Annotated in this window: 18 protein-coding genes; 11 read left to right on the forward strand and 7 right to left on the reverse strand. The window is 70.9% G+C overall.

Annotated features, from left to right (window positions below; all coding sequences use genetic code 11):
- Positions 1–2: 2 nt before the first annotated feature.
- Together LY05_RS15155 and LY05_RS09600 are read left to right on the forward strand one after the other, a co-directional pair.
- Complete coding sequence (locus tag LY05_RS15155) at positions 3–266, forward strand: hypothetical protein (RefSeq protein ID WP_170258947.1); 264 nt, start codon at positions 3–5, stop codon at positions 264–266.
- Positions 267–280: 14 nt separating this feature from the next.
- The gene (locus LY05_RS09600) at positions 281–988 is read left to right on the forward strand and encodes a polysaccharide deacetylase family protein (protein ID WP_170258949.1); all 708 of its coding nucleotides are present in this window, start codon (positions 281–283) and stop codon (positions 986–988) included.
- Positions 989–1,060: 72 nt separating this feature from the next.
- Here the strand turns inward: LY05_RS09600 and LY05_RS09605 are convergent, their stop codons facing one another.
- Together LY05_RS09605 and LY05_RS09610 are read right to left on the reverse strand one after the other, a co-directional pair.
- Complete coding sequence (locus LY05_RS09605) at positions 1,061–1,768, reverse strand: VPLPA-CTERM sorting domain-containing protein (RefSeq protein ID WP_148923015.1); 708 nt, start codon at positions 1,766–1,768, stop codon at positions 1,061–1,063.
- A 148-nt stretch (positions 1,769–1,916) separates the two neighbouring features.
- On the reverse strand, positions 1,917–2,849 hold the full coding sequence (locus tag LY05_RS09610) for a glycosyltransferase family 2 protein (RefSeq protein WP_148923016.1): 933 nt from the start codon (positions 2,847–2,849) through the stop codon (positions 1,917–1,919).
- 110 nt (positions 2,850–2,959) lie between these two features.
- Between LY05_RS09610 and LY05_RS09615 the strand changes: the two genes are divergently transcribed.
- On the forward strand, positions 2,960–3,922 hold the full coding sequence (locus LY05_RS09615) for a GDP-L-fucose synthase family protein (protein ID WP_148923017.1): 963 nt from the start codon (positions 2,960–2,962) through the stop codon (positions 3,920–3,922).
- A gap of 279 nt (positions 3,923–4,201) precedes the next feature.
- Here LY05_RS09615 and LY05_RS09620 read toward each other — a convergent pair whose 3' ends face one another.
- Both LY05_RS09620 and LY05_RS15550 read right to left on the reverse strand, forming a co-directional pair.
- Positions 4,202–5,503 carry a hypothetical protein gene (locus LY05_RS09620; protein ID WP_148923018.1) on the reverse strand — a complete coding sequence of 434 codons (1,302 nt, stop codon included), beginning with the start codon at positions 5,501–5,503 and terminating at the stop codon, positions 4,202–4,204.
- A 69-nt stretch (positions 5,504–5,572) separates the two neighbouring features.
- Positions 5,573–6,061 carry an acyltransferase gene (locus LY05_RS15550; protein ID WP_211356317.1) on the reverse strand — a complete coding sequence of 163 codons (489 nt, stop codon included), beginning with the start codon at positions 6,059–6,061 and terminating at the stop codon, positions 5,573–5,575.
- Between the two features lie 76 nt (positions 6,062–6,137).
- Between LY05_RS15550 and LY05_RS09630 the strand changes: the two genes are divergently transcribed.
- The 8 genes from LY05_RS09630 to LY05_RS09665 all read left to right on the forward strand — a co-directional run bounded on the left by LY05_RS09630 (position 6,138) and on the right by LY05_RS09665 (position 14,539).
- Positions 6,138–6,590 carry a sugar 3,4-ketoisomerase gene (locus tag LY05_RS09630; RefSeq protein ID WP_148923019.1) on the forward strand — a complete coding sequence of 151 codons (453 nt, stop codon included), beginning with the start codon at positions 6,138–6,140 and terminating at the stop codon, positions 6,588–6,590.
- Positions 6,587–7,708 carry a DegT/DnrJ/EryC1/StrS family aminotransferase gene (locus tag LY05_RS09635; RefSeq protein ID WP_282957562.1) on the forward strand — a complete coding sequence of 374 codons (1,122 nt, stop codon included), beginning with the start codon at positions 6,587–6,589 and terminating at the stop codon, positions 7,706–7,708. Before LY05_RS09630 ends, LY05_RS09635 begins: the two co-directional genes overlap by 4 nt.
- Entirely contained in the window at positions 7,705–8,637 is a 933-nt protein-coding gene (locus tag LY05_RS09640) for a sulfotransferase family protein (protein ID WP_148923021.1), read from the forward strand. Before LY05_RS09635 ends, LY05_RS09640 begins: the two co-directional genes overlap by 4 nt.
- A gap of 88 nt (positions 8,638–8,725) precedes the next feature.
- Positions 8,726–10,231: an O-antigen translocase gene (locus tag LY05_RS09645; protein WP_148923022.1), complete on the forward strand. Its 1,506-nt coding sequence runs from the start codon at positions 8,726–8,728 to the stop codon at positions 10,229–10,231.
- Positions 10,228–11,235: a glycosyltransferase gene (locus LY05_RS09650; protein ID WP_148923023.1), complete on the forward strand. Its 1,008-nt coding sequence runs from the start codon at positions 10,228–10,230 to the stop codon at positions 11,233–11,235. Before LY05_RS09645 ends, LY05_RS09650 begins: the two co-directional genes overlap by 4 nt.
- Entirely contained in the window at positions 11,232–12,254 is a 1,023-nt protein-coding gene (locus tag LY05_RS09655; protein WP_148923024.1) for a glycosyltransferase family 2 protein, read from the forward strand. Before LY05_RS09650 ends, LY05_RS09655 begins: the two co-directional genes overlap by 4 nt.
- 65 nt (positions 12,255–12,319) lie before the next feature.
- The gene (locus LY05_RS15160) at positions 12,320–13,342 is read left to right on the forward strand and encodes a glycosyltransferase family 2 protein (protein ID WP_170258951.1); all 1,023 of its coding nucleotides are present in this window, start codon (positions 12,320–12,322) and stop codon (positions 13,340–13,342) included.
- 3 nt (positions 13,343–13,345) lie between these two features.
- The gene (locus tag LY05_RS09665) at positions 13,346–14,539 is read left to right on the forward strand and encodes a glycosyltransferase (RefSeq protein WP_148923025.1); all 1,194 of its coding nucleotides are present in this window, start codon (positions 13,346–13,348) and stop codon (positions 14,537–14,539) included.
- Positions 14,540–14,545: 6 nt separating this feature from the next.
- Here LY05_RS09665 and gmd read toward each other — a convergent pair whose 3' ends face one another.
- The 3 genes from gmd to LY05_RS09680 form a co-directional block, all read right to left on the reverse strand.
- Entirely contained in the window at positions 14,546–15,616 is a 1,071-nt protein-coding gene (gene gmd / locus LY05_RS09670) for a GDP-mannose 4,6-dehydratase (protein ID WP_148923026.1), read from the reverse strand.
- A gap of 72 nt (positions 15,617–15,688) precedes the next feature.
- A complete protein-coding gene (locus LY05_RS09675; protein WP_148923027.1) occupies positions 15,689–17,044 on the reverse strand; it encodes an HlyD family type I secretion periplasmic adaptor subunit in 1,356 nt (451 codons plus the stop codon).
- Between the two features lie 15 nt (positions 17,045–17,059).
- Positions 17,060–18,994, reverse strand: a complete 1,935-nt coding sequence (locus LY05_RS09680; RefSeq protein ID WP_170258953.1) for a peptidase domain-containing ABC transporter — start codon at positions 18,992–18,994, stop codon at positions 17,060–17,062.
- Between the last annotated feature and the right edge of the window lie 8 nt (positions 18,995–19,002).

Consider the following 19,002-nt stretch of genomic DNA (forward strand, 5'->3'; position numbering starts at 1 on the left):
GAATGAAACTTCTCGCAAAAGGCGAGCAAACCGATTTGAAAACGGAAGCATACTCGGCGCGCGGCCACCTGGCGGCGCTTTGCGCGACCAGGCGGCGCCCCACCCGGCGCCCGGTCGCCGACGGTCTGGCGGGCGGCGAAACGCTGATCCGGCGCCGCGCCGTCAAACCCTTTCGGAAAATCTTAGCCGGTTCCGGCAATCATGCAAGCGTTGCGGCAAGAAACCAGGCGCCGCGCGCCGGATTCGACGAAGTGCGGCGCAAATGAAGGCGCGCCTCGATTTGAAGACGATTCTCTACCGCGCGGCGTTCAAGAAGCGCTTTCGCGCCGCGCCGGCGCGGCCGATCGTCACCTTCTGCTTCGACGACTTCCCGCGCTCGGCGTTCGAGGCCGGCGCGCCCGTGCTGGAAAGCCGCGGCGCGCGGGCGACCTTCTACGCCTGCGCCGGGCTGATGGCGTCGGGCGCGCGCCCGAAACTGGCCACGCCGCAGATGTTGGCCGAAGCGATCGCGCGCGGGCACGAGGTGGCCAACCACACCTTCACCCATCCCAATCTGCGCGACCTGCCCTCGGCCAGGATCGTCGAGCAGCTGCGCCGCAATCAGGAGGCGCTGCCCCCCGGCGCCACGCGCCATTTCGCCTATCCCTTCGGCGCGGGCGACACGCGGGTCGAATGGATCGTGAGCCGCCTTGCCCCCACGGCCCGTTCCTGCGTGCCGGGGATCAATGCCGGGTTGGCCTCGACCCACTGGCTGCGAGCGAACGAGCTTTACGCCTGCAACGACCCCGCGCGCCCGCTGCGCCTGATCGAGGAGAACCGGCGGCGCAAGGGGTGGCTGATCTTCTTCACGCATGGCGTCTCGGCCGCCCCGGGGCCATACGACGCGACCCCCGACCTTCTGGCGGCGACGCTGGACGCGGCGCTGACCTCTGGGGCCGAGGTGCTGCCCGTCGACGCCGCCTGGCGGCGCATTCGACGCGGCGATTGAAGGTCTGGAAGCGTCAAGTCCGGCCGGACCTTCTGTCCGGCGCGGACCCGTCCGGCCCGCGGCGCCGACGCGTCAGCGCCGACGCCGCAAGGCCAGCCCGCCAAGCGCGCCGATGAGCAGCGGCAGCGCGCCGGGAAGGGGAACCGCGCTTGGCGCGGAAACGGCTGATTCGGTTGCGCCTTCGGGGGCGTATTGCCGGCGCGCGAAGCTGAAGTCGTCGATCTTCACCCAGTCCTGCCCCCCGAGGCTGCGCAGCGAGACCGATGCGATGCCCTCGGCCGCCAGCCCGTAATACGACACCAGCCCCGCATGCGGCCCGTCCGAGCCGGCGAAGATCGTCTTGGCGATCACCTTGCCCGTCGCATCGCGCGCCTTGACGATCCAGTCGGGATTGGCGGCGCCCCAGCTCATGGCGAAGGCATCGACGGGCCGGCGGAAACGGATGTTGAAGCGGTAGGGCGGGCCGACGAACAGGGTCGACAGCTCCATGCCCGAGCCGCCATAGACTCCGCCGAAGGTGGCCGGCGATATCGCCAGGCGCCCCTTCTTGGCGCGAAAGACCACGCCTTCGTCCTCGAAGACGTAGCGGCGCTTGCGCCCGGCCTCGAGCGAGTCGAAGTCGATCGTGCTTGCGCCGCGCAGCGCGGCGTCGGTGGGCGAGAAGATGGCCGCTGAGCGCCCCGGCTCCGCCGAAGCGGCCAGCAGCAGGACGGCGGCCGCCGCGGCGCACGCGCGCCGCCCGGCGCCGCCAACGCCCCGCATGCCATCCGCCAGCCGCATCGCTCGCCCCCCTTTGCCGCGGCGCCCCTTCGCGCCGCCCCACGTTCACCGACCATTAAAGGACGCATGGCCGCGCCGATCAACCCGCGCAGCCCCGCGTTAAGACTGTTTTTCAATGCGTTAACGCTATCGCGCGCCGCGCCGCGCCCTAGTCGCGGTTCCAGCGCCCGCTTGCGCCGCGCGCCGCCCCGCCCAGCAGCGCCTCGAGCATCCGGCGCGCGCGATAGGCGCGAATCCGCGTCAGAACCCCAAAGGCCAGAAGGCGCGCGCGCATGTCGGGCACGCGGTCCGAGGCCAGGATGCGCGGGATCTCGGCCGCCGGCGACAGGGCCATCGCCGCCGTCTTGAGCGCCCATTTCGCCAGCCCGCGCCGACCCTGGGCCGCGGCCTCGGCGAACTGGTGGCTGATGTGCCGGTCCCATTTGAGCTGCAGCTCGCGCAGCGATTCGCGGGCGGGGTGATGGACGATCATGCGCGGCTCGTAGCGCGTGACCACGCCCCTGGCGCGCGCGCGCCGGCCCCACTCGGCATCCTCGGCCGCGCCGATGCCCGCAAAGGGGCCGACACGGGCGAAGACCTCGCGGCGCATGGCCAGATTGCCGGTGCCCGAAAAGCCCATCTTGCGGATGTATTCGCGCTGGCGGAAGGCGAAGATCGCCTCGTAGGCCTCGATCGGACCGGGGCGGGCGGGGTCGCGCATCAGGATGCGCACATCGCCCCCGATGACCTCGGCCTGCGGGTCGCGAAAGGCGTCGGCGATCACCTCGAGCCATCGCGGATCGGCCACGCAATCGGCGTCCACGAAGGCCAGCAGCGGCGCGCGCGTGGCCGCCACGCCGGCGTTGCGCGCGGGGCCGGGGCCGGGCTCGGGCTCTTCGATCAGGCGCACGCCCGGATGGCGCGCCACCACCTCGCGCGGCAGCGCGCGCGAGCCGTTGTCCACCACCACCACCTCGACCTCGGCGCGGTCGAAGCTCTGGGCGTCGAGCGCGCTCAGGCTGCGCTCGAGATGGTCGGGTTGGTTGAGATGCGGCACGATCACCGCGATGCGCGGCTCTCGCCCCGGCGTGTCCTGCGCCATGCCTCCCCCCGATTTCGTCGCATCCATGCATTCGCGCGCGCCCGACAAGCGGTTATACAGGCCCCGGCCCGCAAGGAAAGCGTCGCGGGCGCGGCATGAAGGAGCGCGGCATGGCCATTCCCTACCAGCTTGACGGCAAGCGCGTTTTCGTCGCGGGGCATCGCGGCATGGTCGGCGCGGCCGTGACCCGGCGCCTGGCGGCCGAGCCGGTCGAGGTGCTGACCGCCGGGCGCGAGGCGCTGGACCTGACCGATCAGCGCGCCGTGCGCGACTGGTTCTTCGCCAACCGCCCCGACGTGGTGGTGCTGGCCGCGGCGCGGGTCGGCGGGATCATGGCCAACGCCACGCGCCCGGCCGAGTTCATCCGCGACAACCTGGCCATCCAGACCAACGTCATCCACAGCGCGTGGGAAAGCGGGGTCGAAAAGCTGCTGTTCCTTGGCTCGACCTGCATCTACCCGCGCGAGGCGCCGCAGCCGATCCGCGAGGAAAGCCTGCTTGCCGGCCCGCTCGAGCCCACCAACGAGGCCTACGCCGTGGCCAAGATCGCCGGCATCAAGATGTGCCAGGCCTATCGCGCGCAATACGGGGCCGACTTCATCTCGGCCCAGCCGACCAATCTTTACGGCCCGGGCGACAATTACGACCCCGAGGGCTCGCATGTGCTGCCGGCCCTGATCCGCAAGTTCCACGAGGCCCGCCAGAGCGGCGCGCGCACCGTGACCCTGTGGGGCACCGGCGCGCCGCTGCGCGAGTTCCTGCACGTCGACGACCTGGCCGATGCGCTGGTGTTCCTGCTGCGGCGCTGGTCCGATCCGCTGCCGATCAACGTCGGCTCGGGCGAGGAGGTCTCGATTCGCGAGCTGGCGCAGATCGTCGCCGAGGCCGTGGGCTGCACGGCGCAGCCGGTCTTCGACGCCTCGCGCCCCGACGGCACGCCGCGCAAGCTGACCGACTGTTCGCGCCTTCGGGCTCTGGGCTGGAACAACGCCCGCCCCCTGCGCCAGGGCGTGGCCGACGCCTACCGCGCCTTCCTGGCCGAAACGGCCGCGGGCGCCGCGCGGGGCGCCTGAGGGGCGCCCCGACGCGCCCCTTCGCCATGCGGGAACATTCCCATTCGGCGAGCGCAGCCGCCATGCAATCGCCTTGAAATGGTTAAGACCTGGCCTTCGCCCCGCGCCAGGTTGCAGGCCTCGGGCGCTTCCCCAGCCCGAATGCGTTGCGTCCCCCGATGCTTGCGTTCCACGGCCGCCTCCGCGCGCAGCGTTCTGCGGAGCGGCGGCCGGTCGGCAATGCGCGCCCGCCCTTCCCCAAGGCGGGCGCGCGCGTGACGCCGCCCGCGCCCTCACCCCTCACCCCTCGGGCGCGGGCAACGGCCGCGCCACCGGCAAGGCGGCGGCGCGCGCCTCGATGCGGCGCATGACCTCGCGATAGGCGGGGCTGTCGGCGTTGACGAAGCGGGCCACGAACTCGTCGCGCGACAGCTTGCCCGGCAGATCGTCGAAGCGGATCAGCACCGAATCCTCGTCCTTCACGCGCGCCAGAAGCTCGGGCCATCTTGCCGGGTCGGCGTTCATGAAGGCCTCGACGAAGCGCAGCCCCGAGACGTTCGCCGCGATGTCGGCGAACTCGAACCCCCAGCGGTCGATGCTGTCCATCAGCTCCTTGTATTCGCCCATGGTCAGCGAGATGCGCATGGTGCTGGCGACCTCGATCGCGGCCGAGGTCACGAAGTGCCGCTTCTTGTCGTCCTGTCCGGCCAGGGTGACCTTCCGGCAAACGGCCGTGCGCGGCGGGGGCGGCGCGTCCTTGCCCGACATCTTGGCGATCAGCACCGAGAAGGGCTGCGAGCCGCAGGCCGCGTTCAGCGCGAAGATGGCGGCGGCCAGCTCCTGACGCTCTTCGCCCGGGCGGGCTCGGCGCATGGCCTGTTCGACGATGAAGCGCAGATAGGGCGTCAACGAGCCCCGGCCCGCCAGAACGCCCTGCGCCTCGGCCTCCTGCAAGGCGCGCAGATGGGCGGCGACGGCCTGCGGCGAGGGCAGATCGCCCCCGCGCAACGTGCCGGCCAGGCGGCGGAACAGGCGCTTGCGGTCGGCGTCGCTCATGGCCAGGGTCGCGCGCCCCCCTTCGGGCGTCAGCTCGAGCCGCGGCACGGCCGCCAGAAGGCGGTCGCCGAAGCGCTCGCCCAGGATCAGGTTCGCGCCCAGCCGCGCGGCGCCCAGCGCCAGCTCGGGCGGCAGGTCCAGCCGGCCAAGCCGGGCGGCGGCCAGGCGCGGGCCCTGGTCGAAGGCGGGAATCACGGCCTCGGCGTTGATCCAGCCCAGACCGGGCGCAAAGGGAACCGGCGCCGACAGCCGCAGGCGGATTCCCTGCGCCACCCGCTCGGCTGCGCCGCGCAGGCCCGGATAGACCCGCGCGCCGAACGCCATGACGTGCTCAAGATCCGCCACGCTCGCCTCGACCGTCGGCTCGGCGACCGGCTCAACGGTGACGGCGCGCACGCGATGGAACAGCCGCTTGACGGCCTTGGCCCCCTCGGGCGTGGCGCGCAGCGGCGTGGCCACGAGCGGCTCGCGCTCGATCAGCGCAAGGCCCAGCGCCAGCGGCAGCAGAACGGCGCCCGAAAGCGCAAGGCGGATGAACGTCTTCATGGCGCGCAGTCTCCAGGCGGCGGCGCGCGCAGGATAGACCCGCGCGCGAAAGGGCGCAAACCGGGCGCGTCAGCGTCTTTCTTCGGGCCGCACCGGACGCAGCGGACGCGCCGGAGCGCCGGCGACGACCGTGGCCGGCGGAACGTCGCGGGTGACCACCGCGCCCGCGGCCACCATCGCGTCTCGGCCGATCGTCACGCCGGCCAGGATGGTCGCGTTGGCGCCGATGGAGGCCCCCGCCTCGATGCGCGTGCTCCGAAACGGGCCCTCCCGGCGACCGCTGCGCGGGAAAAGGTCGTTGGTGAAGGTCGCGTTCGGGCCGATGAACACGCCGTCGCCGATGCGCAGCCCGTCCCACAGCTGGACGCCGTTCTTGATCGTCACGTCGTCGCCGATCTCGACGTCGTTCTCGATGAAGACCTGAGCGCAGATGTTGCAGCGCGCGCCGATGCGGGCTCCCGGCAACACCACGGTGAATTGCCAGATGCGCGTGTCCGGACCGATGCGCCGCGTTTGCACATCGGCCAAGGGATGGATATGCATGTCGCCGAACTCCATTTGACGCCCGCCGCATGGCCCGACGGCCTGTTCGGCAGGGGTGATTTCGATCAGGCCGTTCAGAGGACGCCGGACCATGAAGGATTGCCGCCTCATCGATCTGCCGGTGGTCTCGGACCCGCGCGGCGATCTTACGTTCATCGAGGGAACGAAGCACGTTCCGTTCCCCATCGCACGGGTCTATTATCTTTACAACGTGCCCGCGGACGCGGCGCGCGGCGGTCATGCCCACAAGCGGCTCGAGCAGGTCGTCTTTGCGCTGTCGGGCAGCTTCCGCATGCGCGTGGACGACGGCGAGCAGACCGCCGACTTCTGGCTCAGCAATCCGCGCAAGGGGCTTTACATCAACCGGCTGGTCTGGCGCGAGATGGACCGATTTTCCCAAGGGGCCGTGTGCATGGTCCTGGCTTCGGAACCCTACGACGAAAGCGACTACTACCGGGATTACGACGCGTTTCGGCAAGCGGCGCGCGAAATCGGGCGCGATCGGCCGGGCGGTCGGGCATGGAACGCGGGCGCCGACAAATGATCCCCTTTCTGGACGTCGGCGCGGCGCATCGCGAGCTCGGGCCAGAAATCGACGCCGCAATGGCCCGCGTGGCCGCATCCGGCTGGTATGTCGGCGGGGCGGAGCTTGAAGCGTTCGAATCCGAGTTCGCCGCTCATGCGCAGGCGCGTTTCTGCGTCGGAACGGGCAATGGCCTCGATGCGCTGACCCTGACGCTGCGCGCGATGGATATCGGCCCGGGCGACGAGGTGATCGTGCCCTCGCACACCTTCATCGCCACCTGGCTGGCCGTCAGCGCCGCAGGCGCGACTCCTGTCCCCGTCGAGCCGGACCCCCTCACGCGGAACATCGATCCCGGCCGCATCGAGGCCGCCGTGACGCCGCGCTCGAAGGCGGTGATTCCGGTGCACCTGTATGGGGTTCCCGCAGATGTCGAAGCGATTGCCGCCGTTGCGCGCCGCCACGGCCTGCGCGTGATAGAGGACGCCGCCCAGGCCCATGGCGCCCGCTGGGCGGGACGGCGCATCGGCGCGGGGACGGATGCCGCATGCTGGAGCTTCTATCCCGGCAAGAACCTTGGCGCGCTTGGCGACGGCGGCGCCGTGACGACCGACGACGCCGAGCTTGCCGAGCGCATCCGCAGGCTGGGGAACTATGGATCGCCGGCGAAATACGTCCATGAGGAACGCGGCGCCAACAGCAGGCTGGATCCGGTCCAGGCGGCGGTCCTGCGCGTCAAGCTTCAGGCTCTGGACGAATGGAACGACCGCCGGCGCCGCATCGCCGACCTCTATCTGCGCGCATTGAGCGGATCCGGCCTGGGTCTGCCGCATGTGCCCGATCCGGCCGAAGCCGTTTGGCACCTTTTCGTGATCACGGTCCCGAACGGTCTGCGCGATGCGCTTCAGCAGAGGCTGACGCAACGTGGCGTGCAGACGCTCATCCACTACCCGATCGCGCCGCACATGCAGGGCGCATATCGCGATCTTGGCCATGCGCCCGACGCCTTCCCCATCGCGCGCGATCTGGCGCAAAGCGTGCTGAGCCTGCCGATCGGGCCGCATCTGCCGACCGAAAGCGCCGAGCGCGTCGCGCAAGAGGTTCTCGAAGCCCTCGCAGTCCTGGGAGCAGCGCGATGAGCGACGCCGACCGACCGGCCGCACCCCTTCTGGTCTTCGTGGGCGGCGCGCCCAGATCCGGGACCACGCTGACGCAGCGCGTTCTGAACGCGCATCCGATGATCTATGGCGGGCCGGAATTCGATTTCACCCCCGAGATCGCGGCCCTTCGACGCCGGATGATCGAGTCGGTGCGCTCGGGGCGGATCGCGCCCCATGCCGACGAGGCCACGGTGAACGCGGCGGTGGCCGGCATGCTGCGCGCGATCTTCGACGCCCGCGCCGCGCGGGCGGGCGCGGGCGTCTTCTCGGAAAAGACGCCGGCGAACGTTCTGGAGTTCATGTCTCTGGGGGAAATGTTCCCCGAGGCGCGGTTCATTTTCGTGCTGCGCGACCCGCGCGCCGTCGCGGCCTCGATGATGCGCGTGCTGCGCAAGAGCCTCGCCCAGGGCAAGCGGCCTCCCAGCTTCGCGCCCTCGCTGGTCGGAGCCGGAGAAAGCATCGCGCGCTACTGGGCCGCGGGCTTCGCCGCCGCCGACGCCATGCCCGAGCGCGTTCTGACGCTTCATTATGAGGACCTGGTCGCCGAGCCCGAAGCCACCGCCCGCCGCATGTGCGACTTTCTCGGCCTTCCCTGGGACGACTTGATGATCCGCCCCGAGGAAACGCCGGCCGGCGAGTTCCAGTCCGCGCTGGGCAACGACATCTACTATACCCGCGAAGAAATCGCGCGCCCCATCGCCAAGGCCGACCCCGAGGGGTGGCGGCGCGACCTGACGCAGGCGCAGGCCGAGGTGGTGACGAGCTGCATCGCGCCGCATCCCATGCTGGAACGCTATGGACTGCCAGAGCGCCCCTCGCCGCGGGCGCAGGCCATTCTTCGAGCGCATCGGCTGCGCCAGGGCCTGCGCTCCGCCGGGCGTCGGGCGGCCCGCCTGATCGGAATCTGAGATGCCCCTTGGCGATCACCTCGGCGTCTTCGCGCGCCCCTTGAACCAAGGGCCGGCCGCCTCCGGCCCGGCGCGGGGCTGAGACGCGATGTCGGCCGGCGGACTGCTCAAATCCATGGCCATGATCGGCGGCGCCCAGTCGATCACCATCCTCATGGGAATCCTGAGGGTGAAGGTCGTGGCGGTCCTGCTCGGCCCAGCCGGCGTGGGGATTCTGGGCATATACGGAAACATCCTGCAGACCGGCGCGCAACTGGCGGGACTTGGCGTCGGACAAAGCGGCGTGCGCCAGATCGCCGCCGCCCGCGCCGACGCCGGCACGCTGGCGCAAGTGCGCCGGACCCTCCTTCTGGCGAATCTGGTCCAGGGCGCGGCCGGAATGGCGGCCGTCTGGCTCTTGCGGCGCCCCATCTCCAGCCTGGTCTTTGGCGATGAAACGCGCGCATTCGAGGTGGGCCTGTTGGGCGTGGGCGTTTTCGCAAGCCTTCTGGCGGCTTCGCAAACGGCCCTGCTGCAGGGCATGCGGCGCATCCCCGAGCTGGCGCGCATTGCGATCGAGGGCGGCGCGGTGGGAACGGCGGCGGGGCTTTTGGCGGTGTGGCTGTGGGGCGAGCCGGCCATCATCATTCTGCCCCTGGCCGCGCCGGTCGCCTCGGTCCTGGCGGCGCTTCGCCACACGCGACGCCTGCCCCGCCCCGAGCCAGCGCCGTTCGACGCCGCCCAGACGCTCGATCATTGGCGGCAGATGCTGGGGCTTGGGGTGGTGTTCATGAGCGGAGGCCTGCTTTCAGGGCTTGCGCTGCTGGCCGTGCGCGCATCGCTGACGCGCGACTTCGGCGTGGACGCTGCGGGCCATTTCCAGGCGTCGTGGGCGATCACGATGCAGTATGTGGGATTTCTGCTGTCGGCCATGGGGGCGGACTACTATCCCCGCCTCGCCGCGATCATAAACGACCGCCCCGCCGCCGCGCGCCTCGTCAACGAGCAGACGGCCATTGCGCTGAGCCTGGTCGGGCCGGCCATGGCGGCCCTGATCGGGCTTGCGCCATGGGTGGTGACGGCCCTTTACTCGGCGCGCTTCGGGCCGGCGGTCGAGCTGCTTCAATGGCAAACGCTTGGCAACGTCCTCAAGCTTAGCGCATGGCCGCTGGGCTACGTGATCGTGGCGCATGCGCGCTCGGGACTGTTCTTCGCCAGCCAGCTGGCGTTCAACGCCGTTTTCGTGGGGTTCGTGGCGCTGGCAACCCCGATCATGGGTCTGAACGGAGCGGGAGTGGCCTTTGTCGCCGCCTATTGCGTTCATCTCGCCCTGATGCGCCGGCTAGTCGGGCGGCTGCACGATTTCCGCTGGGAACGCGACGCCGTCCGTCTGCTGGCGATGAACCTCGCGCTCGGGGCGTCGGTGCTGCTGGCCGCCCGACTCGACCCGCTCGCCGGAGCTGCGGCGGGCCTGGCCGCCGCCGCCGTCGCCGCGGTCGCGGGCGCGCGCACCATCGCAAGGCGCATCGGCCCGAACGGAAGGCTTGGCGCCAAGCTGCACCGAATCTTCCAACGCATTGGCTGGCCCGTGGCGAGACAAGGAGACGACAGATGACCCTGGCCACCTTCGCCCTGATCGCGTTTCGACAGGAAAGAACCGTGGGCCGCGCCGTCGCGGCGGCGCTGGCGCAAAAGACCCAAGAGCCTCTCGAGATTCTTCTCTCGGACGACGCGTCGCCCGACGGCACCTTCGAGGTGATGCGCCGAATGGCCGAGGAATATCGCGGCCCCCACCGCGTGAAGCTGAACCGCAACCCGAAGAATCTGGGCGTCACCGGACATGTCGACCGCGTGATGGAGCTGACCGAAGGCCGGCTCGTCATCATCGCGGCGGGCGATGACGAATCGGTCCCCCATCGCGCCCAGACCCTGATCGACGCCTGGCGCGCCTCCGACGGAAAAGCCATGCTTTTGCATTCGCTCGCAGCCATCGTGGGCCCCGACGGACGCCCCTTTGCGACGCGGCGCCCGGACCCGCTTCTCGTCTCCGATCCAACGCCGCGCAACATCATCGTCGAACACCTGCGCCTGCATGGTGCGACGGCCGCCTGGGATCGCGCGGTCTATGAGCGGTTCGGTCCGCTTGGTCCGGGACTTGCCGTCGAGGACACCATTCTTCCCTTTCGCGCGGCGCTGCTTGGGCAGGTGGTTCACATCGGTGAGGAGCTTGTGCGCTGCAGCGCCGGAGGCATGTCTTGGAAGGGTCAGGACAAGGATCCGCGCGAGCTTCTGTATGGAACGCCCCTGCGCCTCGACCGCTGGCGCGCGCGGAACTGCCGTCACATCCTCGAGCGCTTCGCCGACCTCGATTATCCGGGCAAGGATGAGGTCGAAGCCGCCTGCCGGGCCGAGATCCTGCGCTGCAGCCTGCGCGTGGACCTGGCCGAGGCCGGCGCCCTCGGGCGGGCGGCCATGGCGCCGCGCGCCGCGCTGACCGCCATGCGGCTGCGCTCGTCAAGGCCGCTGCGCGATTGGGCGCGCTATGCCTTCGAGCCCGCCTACAAGGCCTATTACCGCCGCCGCTACGGCGCGCCCGCAGGCGCCGAAAGCCGCGCATGAGCGCCGCGCCCCCCCGCACGCCGCGCGTTTCGGTCATCGTGCCGGCCTACAACGCCGCGCGATACCTAGAGCGGGCGGTGCGCTCGGCGCTCGAAGACCAGGGCGCAAGCGTCGAGGTGATCGTGATCGACGACGCCTCGGGCGATGAGACGGCCGAGATCGCCGGCGCCCTGGCCCGCCGCGATTCGCGCGTGCGCCTTTTGCGCAACGAGGCCAACCTTGGCCCCGGCGCCAGCCGCAACCGGGGCATGGCGGCGGCCCGCGGCGAATGGATCGCGCTTCTGGACGCGGACGACGCCTTCGCCCCGGGCCGCCTTGCGCGCCTGACCGCGGTGGGCGACGAGGCCGGGCTGGACATGATCGCCGACCTGCCGCTGCTCTACGACCTGGCGGCCGACAGGCCCGCCCCAACGCAGATTCCCGCCGACGGCCGGCTCGAGCATGTGGACGCGCGCGCCTTTCTCGAGGCGTCCGTGCGCCCCGACGCGCCGATCGACTACGGGCTGCTGCAGCCGCTGACGCGCGCGCGCCTGGCGCGCGAGGGAACATTCCGCTTCGCCGAGAACACGCGCCATGGCGAAGACTTCCTGGCCGTGTGGAACGCCCTTTGCGCGGGCGCGCGCATGGGCGTGCTGCACGAGCGGGGCTATGTCTTCTCAACGCGGATCGGCGGGCTGAGCGGCGCGTTCTCGCCCGGATCGGTCACGGATGTGAACTATCGCAGCGTCGCCGCCTCGACCCGGCGGATCATCGACGAGATCCGCGCCAGGGGCGCCGACATCCCCGGCCTGCCCGCGCCCGAGGCCGAGGCCCTGCTGCGCCAGCGCCTGCGCAAATGCGCCGAGCTCAACGCCCGCTACGGCTGGACCACCCTGCGCAAGGGCGCATGGAGGCGGCATTGGCGCTGGCTGCGGCAGGATTGGCGCAACCCCCCGCTTCTGGCGCTGGTCGCGGCGCGGCAGCTGGCCCGGCGCGCCGCGCGGGCGCTGGCCCGCCTGCGCGGTCGAAGCCCGGGTTGATCCGCTCGCCGCCTTGTGGACAACTGGTCGCGCAGGATTTCGCGCGCAATGATCAGGAGGGCGCCGTGCCCGATGCCGCCGACGACCCGGCAGACCAGACCGACGCCCCGGACACGAGCGTCATCCTGCCCGCCTACAATGTCGCGCCCTTTCTCGAGCGCGCCGCGCGCTCGGCCCTTTCGCAAGAGGGCGTCGCGGTCGAGCTCATCATCATCGACGACGCCTCGAGCGACGAGACGCATGACGTCGCCCAGGCGCTGGCCGCCGGCGACCCCCGGGTGCGGGTTCTGCGCCACGCGCGCAACCTTGGCTGCGCCCCGGCGCGCAACGCCGGGGCCGCGGCCGCGCGCGGCCGCTGGATCGCGCTGCTGGACGCCGACGACGCCTTTCTGCCCGGCCGCCTGGCGCGGCTGATCGGCATGGCCGAGGCGCACGGGTTCGACGCGCTGTCCGACCTGCCGCTTTTCCACGACCTGAAGGCCGGCAAGCCCGCGCCGCGGCAGCTGCCGGCCGACGGCGCGCTCGAGCTGCTCACCCCCCGCCGCTTTCTCGAACGCTCCGTGGACCCGGACGCGCCCCTCGACTATGGCCTGCTCAAGCCGATCTACCGTCGCGCCCTGGCCGCGTCCGGCCGCATGACCTATCCCGCCGACGAACGCCACGGCGCCGACTTCTTCGGGTATCTGGGCGCGTTGGCCGCCGGCGTGCGCTTTGGCGTGCTGCACGAGGCGCTTTACGCCTTCTCGACCCGCATCGGCGGCGTCACGGGCGAATACTCGCCGGGCAGCGTGACTCCGGTCAACTATCGCGCCATCGCCAGCGCCACGCGCCGCCATATCGAGGCCCTGCGCAGGGCCGGGCGGCCGCTGGGCGATCTGCCCCTGGACGAGGCCTGCGCGATGCTCGAGCTGCGCGTCGCCAAGGCGCTGGAGCTGAACGCGAAATATGGCTGGAACACCTTGCGCAAGGGCGCCTGGGATCGCCACTGGCGCTGGCTGCGGCAGGACCCGCGGAACCCGCCGCTGCTGGCCGCGATGGTCGCCCGGAAGACGGTGCGGCGCGCGCTCGGCCGCGGCCCCGGGAGCTGAGGGATGAGCGCGCGCGCCGGCGCCGCCCCCCTGCCCGCCGCGGTCGTGACGACCGAGATCGGCATTCCTTCCGAAATCTGGATCGCGCGCCAGATCCGAGAGATGCCGGGTCTTGCCGCGACCCTGATCGCATGGCGGCGGAACGCGGCGCCGGTCTGGGGGCAGGACATCCCCGCCCGGCTGATCGACGCGCCCTTCGCCCCGCCGCGCAGCCTGCTGCGCCGGGCGGCGGGGCGGCTGGGCGACCCACGCGCGCTTGCGCCCACGCGCGACGCGGCCCGCGCCATCCGCGACGCCATCGCCCAGGTCCGGCCGCGCGTCATCCTTTGCCACTTCGCATGGAACGCCATACCGCTTGCCGCCGCGTTGCGCGACTGGCCGGAGGCGCCGCCCTTGGTCCTCATGGTCCATGGCCGCGACGTCTCGGCGCTGGCCCGCCGCAAGGCCTATCGGCGCGCCGTCGGGCAGGCCCTGCGCCAGTGCGCGCGGGCCGTCGCCGTGGGGCGCTTTCAGGTCGACCTTCTGCACGCGATGGCCAGGGAAGCCGGGGTCGCGCCGCCCCCCTGCGCGGTCATCCCCTGCGGCGCGCCGGTGGCGCTGTTCTCGGCCGCGCCGGCGCCGCTGCGCGCCCCCGGTCAAGGCGCGCGGTTCATTTCGGTCGGAAGGCTGTCGGCGGAAAAGGGCGTCATGGAAACCCTGCGCGCCTTCGAGATCGTGCACGCCGCCGCGCCAGACAGCGAATGGATCTGCGTCGGCGACGGGCCGCTGCGCGCCCGGCTCGAGGCCGCGCTGGCCGCCAGCCCCGCCCGCGCCGCGGTGCGCCTGACCGGCCGCCGCAGCGCGGAAGAGGTGGCGCGCCTGTTGGCCGGCGCGCATGTCTTCGTGCAGCACTCGACCCCGGCGGGCGGAAGCATCGAGGGTTTCGGGGTCAGCCTGACCGAGGCGGGAGCCGCCGGGCTGCCGCTGGTCGCCTCGCGGCTGGGCGGCATTCCCGATCAGCTCGAGCACGGCCGCAACGGCTTTCTGTTCGCGCCCGGCGACGTGGCCGCGCAGGCCGAGGCCATGCTGACCCTGGCGCGCGACGAAGCCTTGCGCCGCAAGATGGGGGAAGCCGCGCGCGAGGTCGCCGCGCGGTTCGACTCGCGCCTGATGAGCGCGCGCATGGAACGGCTCTTGCGCGAGGCCGCCGGCGCCTGATCCCTCTCAGCCCTCGCGGTTGCGCCGCGCGGCCTCATCGCGCACGACGCGCAGGTCATGAGCGACCATCTCGGCGATCAGCTCGTCCAGCGTGCGGCGAGGCGCCCAGCCCAGAACGCTGCGCGCCTTCGAGGCGTCGCCGATCAGAAGATCCACCTCGGTCGGCCGGAAATAGCGCGGATCGACCTCGACCCGCACCGCGCCGTGCTGATCGACGCCTTTCTCCTCGACCCCGGAGCCGCGCCAGGACAGCTGGATGCCGACCTGGGCGAACGCCTTCTCGCAAAAGCTGCGGACCGTGTGCGTCTGGCCGGTCGCCAGAACGTAGTCGTCGGGCGCGTCCTGCTGCAGCATGCGCCACATGCCCTCGACATAATCGCGCGCATGGCCCCAGTCGCGCCGGGCGTCCAGATTGCCGAGCCACAGCTTCTGCTGCAGCCCCAGGCTGATCGCCGCCGCCGCGCGGGTGATCTTGCGCGTGACGAAGGTCTCGCCGCGGATCGGGCTTTCATGGTTGAAGAGAATGCCGTTCGAGGCATGCAGGCCGTAGGCCTCGCGGTAATTGACCGTGATCCAGTAGGCGTAGAGCTTGGCCGCGGCGTAGGGGCTGCGGGGGTGGAAGGGCGTGCTCTCGGACTGGGGCGTTTGCGCAACCTGACCATAAAGCTCGGAAGTCGACGCCTGATAGAACCGCGTCTCGCGCTCGAGCCCCAGGATCCTGATCGCCTCGAGCAGCCGAAGCGCGCCCAGCGCGTCGGCGTTGGCGGTGTATTCGGGCGTGTCGAAGCTGACCTGCACATGCGACTGCGCGGCCAGATTGTAGATCTCGTGCGGACGCACCTCCTGCACGATGCGGATCAGGTTCGTCGCATCGGTCATGTCGCCGTAGTGCAGACGAAAGCGCAGGTCGGGCTCATGCGGGTCCTGATACAGATGGTCGATCCGTTGCGTGTTGAAGGACGAGGCGCGGCGCTTGACGCCGTGCACCTCGTAGCCCTTTTCCAAGAGCAGCTCGGCCAGATACGCGCCGTCCTGGCCCGTGACTCCGGTGATGAGGGCGCGCTTGCGTTCGCTCATTGCGGGCTCCTTGCGTTCGGATCCCGCCCTCCCTACCCGCCGGGGCGGCGGCGCGCAATCGGGCGCGCACCGTCACCGTTCCGAAAAGAGCCTGTCGGGCAGATATCGCAGGGGCTTGAACAGGTATTCGAGCAGCGGCTTGCTGCCGGTCACGATGTCGACCCCCGCCGCCATGCCCGGCGCCGGCTCCAGCCCCAGATCGGTCAGCGCGCCCCAGTTCGGAACCTCGACGAACGCCTTGAAGTAGGTCCCCTTGCGCGGATCCTCGAAGGGCTGCGGCAGGATCTGCGTCACGCGCCCCTCGATCTTGGCCGGCTTGGCGTAGTCGAAGGCGGGAAGACGGATCAGGGCCTCCTCTCCGACCTTCACCGCCCCGATGTCGCGCGGCGCGATGCGGGCCACGATGCGCAGGCCCTCGGGCGGCGGGGCGATCTGCGCCAGCTCCGCCCCCGGGGCCAGGACGCCGCCGACCGTCTGGACCGACACGGCCCTGACCACGCCATCGGACGGGGCGCGGATCACGGCCTGTTCGACGCGGCTGCGCGCAAGGTCGAGCGCGGCGCGCACCTCGGCGCGCTCGCGCAGCGTCTGAACCCGGCGGTCGAGCCAGGCGGCCCGCTCGGCGGCCAGCAACTCGGCCCGCCGGCGCTCGGTTTCCTCGAGCGCGCCCGACAAGCGCTCGCGCTCGCCCTCAAGCCTGTGCCCCTCGCTTTGCGCGACATTTCGCCGAACGCTGGCCTCGATGATCTGCGCGCGGCTGCCGTGCCCCATCTGCAACAGCTCTTCGCGCATGGCCAGTTCCTCGTCCAGAAGGCCCAGACGAACGGCGACCGCCGCCTGCTGGCGCGCCACGGCCTCGAGCTGACTGCGCCCGGCAGCCGCCTGTTCGTCCAGAATGGCAAGGCGCCTTGCCAGCGCCTCGCGCTCACCCTCGAAGAGGGCGAGCTGAGCGGCGGCCGCGTCGGCCCCTTCGGGATGCCTTTGCGCAATGCCTTTGAAATCCGGCGCGCGCCCCTCGAGATGCGCGGCGATCCGCTCGAGCGCAAGGTCGAGCGACAGCAGCCGCGCCTCGAGCTGGGCCATTTCGGCGCGCGCCGCGTCGGCGTCCATCACCGCAAGCACATCGCCCTTGCGCACCCGCTGCCCTTCCTTCACGCGCAGATCCGCAAGCACGCCCCCTTCGAGGTGCTGGACCCGGTGGATCGGCTCGAGCGGCGCGACCTCGCCTTCGGCGCGCGCCAACTCGGGCATCCGGGCGTAGGCCGCCCAGATCAGGAACGCGACGATGGCGGCGCTCAGCAGCAACGCCACGCGCCCCAACGCCCCCGGAGAGCGGCGCTCTTCAAGCTCGAGCTTGCGCTGGGCGCCGCGATGCGCCTTCACGCCTGCACGGGGCGCATGGCCAAGTCCGACGGTTGAATGGTGCATGGCGATCCCCCTACGTCACAGCTCCGACGGCTTGAGCACGCGCGCGACGGCGCCGCCATCGAGCATCACGATCCGATCCGCGCGCCGCATCGTCGATGGCCGTTGCGTGACCATCACGACCGTCACGCGCCCGCGAAGCCGCTCCAGATGCTCCAGAAAACGCGCGCTGCAATGGTCGTCGAGCCCGTCGACGACCTCGTCCAGCAGCAGGATGCGCGGCTTGCGCAGGTATGCGGCCGCCAGGGCGAAGGCGTTGACGAAGCCGGACGACAGGCGCTGCGTGCGATGGTCTCCGACGCGATGCTCGAACCCGCCGGGAAGCTGCGACACCAGCTTGTCGAGACCGGACGCCCGGGCTGCGCGGATGATCTCGTCCATCCCGGCCGTCGGCATGGACAGCCGCAGATTCTGCAGCAGCGTTCCATGGAACAACTCGAAGGACTGCGGCGCATAGCCGATCGACTGCCGAAGTCCGATCGGCGGCAGCTGCCGGATGTCCATCCCGTCGATGAACACGCCGCCGGCCTGAGGTTGGTCCAGACCCAGAATCACCCGCAGGAACGTCGACTTGCCCGCGCCGTTCGGACCGGTCACCGCGACGATCTCGCCCGGCGCGATGTCGAGCGAAACGCCCAGCAGCGCCGGTTCGGCGCGCGGAGAATGACGGAACGACACGCGGTTCAGCTCGATCCGGCCGAGGCGAACGGGCGGCAAGGCGTTCATCATTTCGGCCCCGGCGCTTTCGAGCGGCGTAAGCATGGCCTGATCCACGCTGCGCCAGGACGATGCGATCTGCCGCGCATTCAGGGCGAACTGGTAGAGGGCCTGCATCGACGACAGCGCGCGCCACACAAGCGTCATGGCCGCGATCAGCACGCCGGCCGTCATCGCGCCATCCATGACATGGACCGCCCCCGCCGTGATCGCGCCGATTCCGGCCATGGCCATGACCGCCTTTCCCGCCGCCGCGGCCGTCGCATTGGCGCGCCGCGCGGCGAAACCGGCCAGCGCAGCGTCGTTCGACAGCCTTCTGAATCGTTCGATCCATACGTCGCCGCCCCCCGAAAGGCGGATCGCATTCAGGTTGTCGACCATCTCGTGAATGAACTCTTGCCGCGCGAAGGCCTGGCGCGCGGCCTCGGCGGCGCGAGCGGCGCCCGCACCGGAGAACGCCGCGATCAGCCCTCCATAAAGCAGCGCGGCGCATATCACCGGAATCGCCATGGATCCGGCCAGGAACGATAGCGCGACGACGAGGGCCGCGGCGAACGGCGCCTCGAGCAACGCGTTGACGCCCGGGCCGGTCAGCGCGTCCTTGAGCGTCGAAGCCAGACGAAGCTTTTGCAGACGTGCGGCGACCGACATGCGCGCGCCGATGTCGGGCGGCGCCTGGACCAGCCTGGCGAACAGTTCCGTCCCGATCCCATGGAACAGCCGTTGGCCCTGGTCGGCCATCAACCTGCCCCGAAGCGCCCTCAGCAGGGCGTCGCCCGCGACGGCCCCCAACGCCCCAGCGGCCAATGCGGGCAACATGTCGCGCCCGTGCGCGGGAATGATCCGATCATAGAGCGTCATGATGAAGAGCGCGGGCGCCAAGGCGAAGACGAACCCGACTCCGGTCATGGCCATCGCGCGCACATAGATCGGCGCCGCGTGCGCCGCGGCGCGCGCCATCCATGAGCCGCTTTCGGCCGGCCTGCCCTCGTCGGCTTCCGCCTCGAGGCGCTCGAACGTCCAGATCTCGCCCCTCGGCAGACGCGCCGGAATGCGCGCGGTTCGGCCGGACGCCGCGTTGAAGACCGCCGCGCCTTCTTCATCCGCGTCGAGGATCACGAGAGGCGGGCCGGAGGCGGGGATCAGAAGAGCGGGAACGGCCAGAGCCGAGGCGACGCGTCGCGACGCGCCGCGCGGCGCCTCGAGCCGCATGTGAAAGCCCAGGGCGGCCATCATGGTCCTGA

The sequence above is a fragment of the Oceanicella actignis genome (assembly GCF_008124525.1).
Taxonomy (GTDB): Bacteria; Pseudomonadota; Alphaproteobacteria; order Rhodobacterales; family Rhodobacteraceae; genus Oceanicella; species Oceanicella actignis.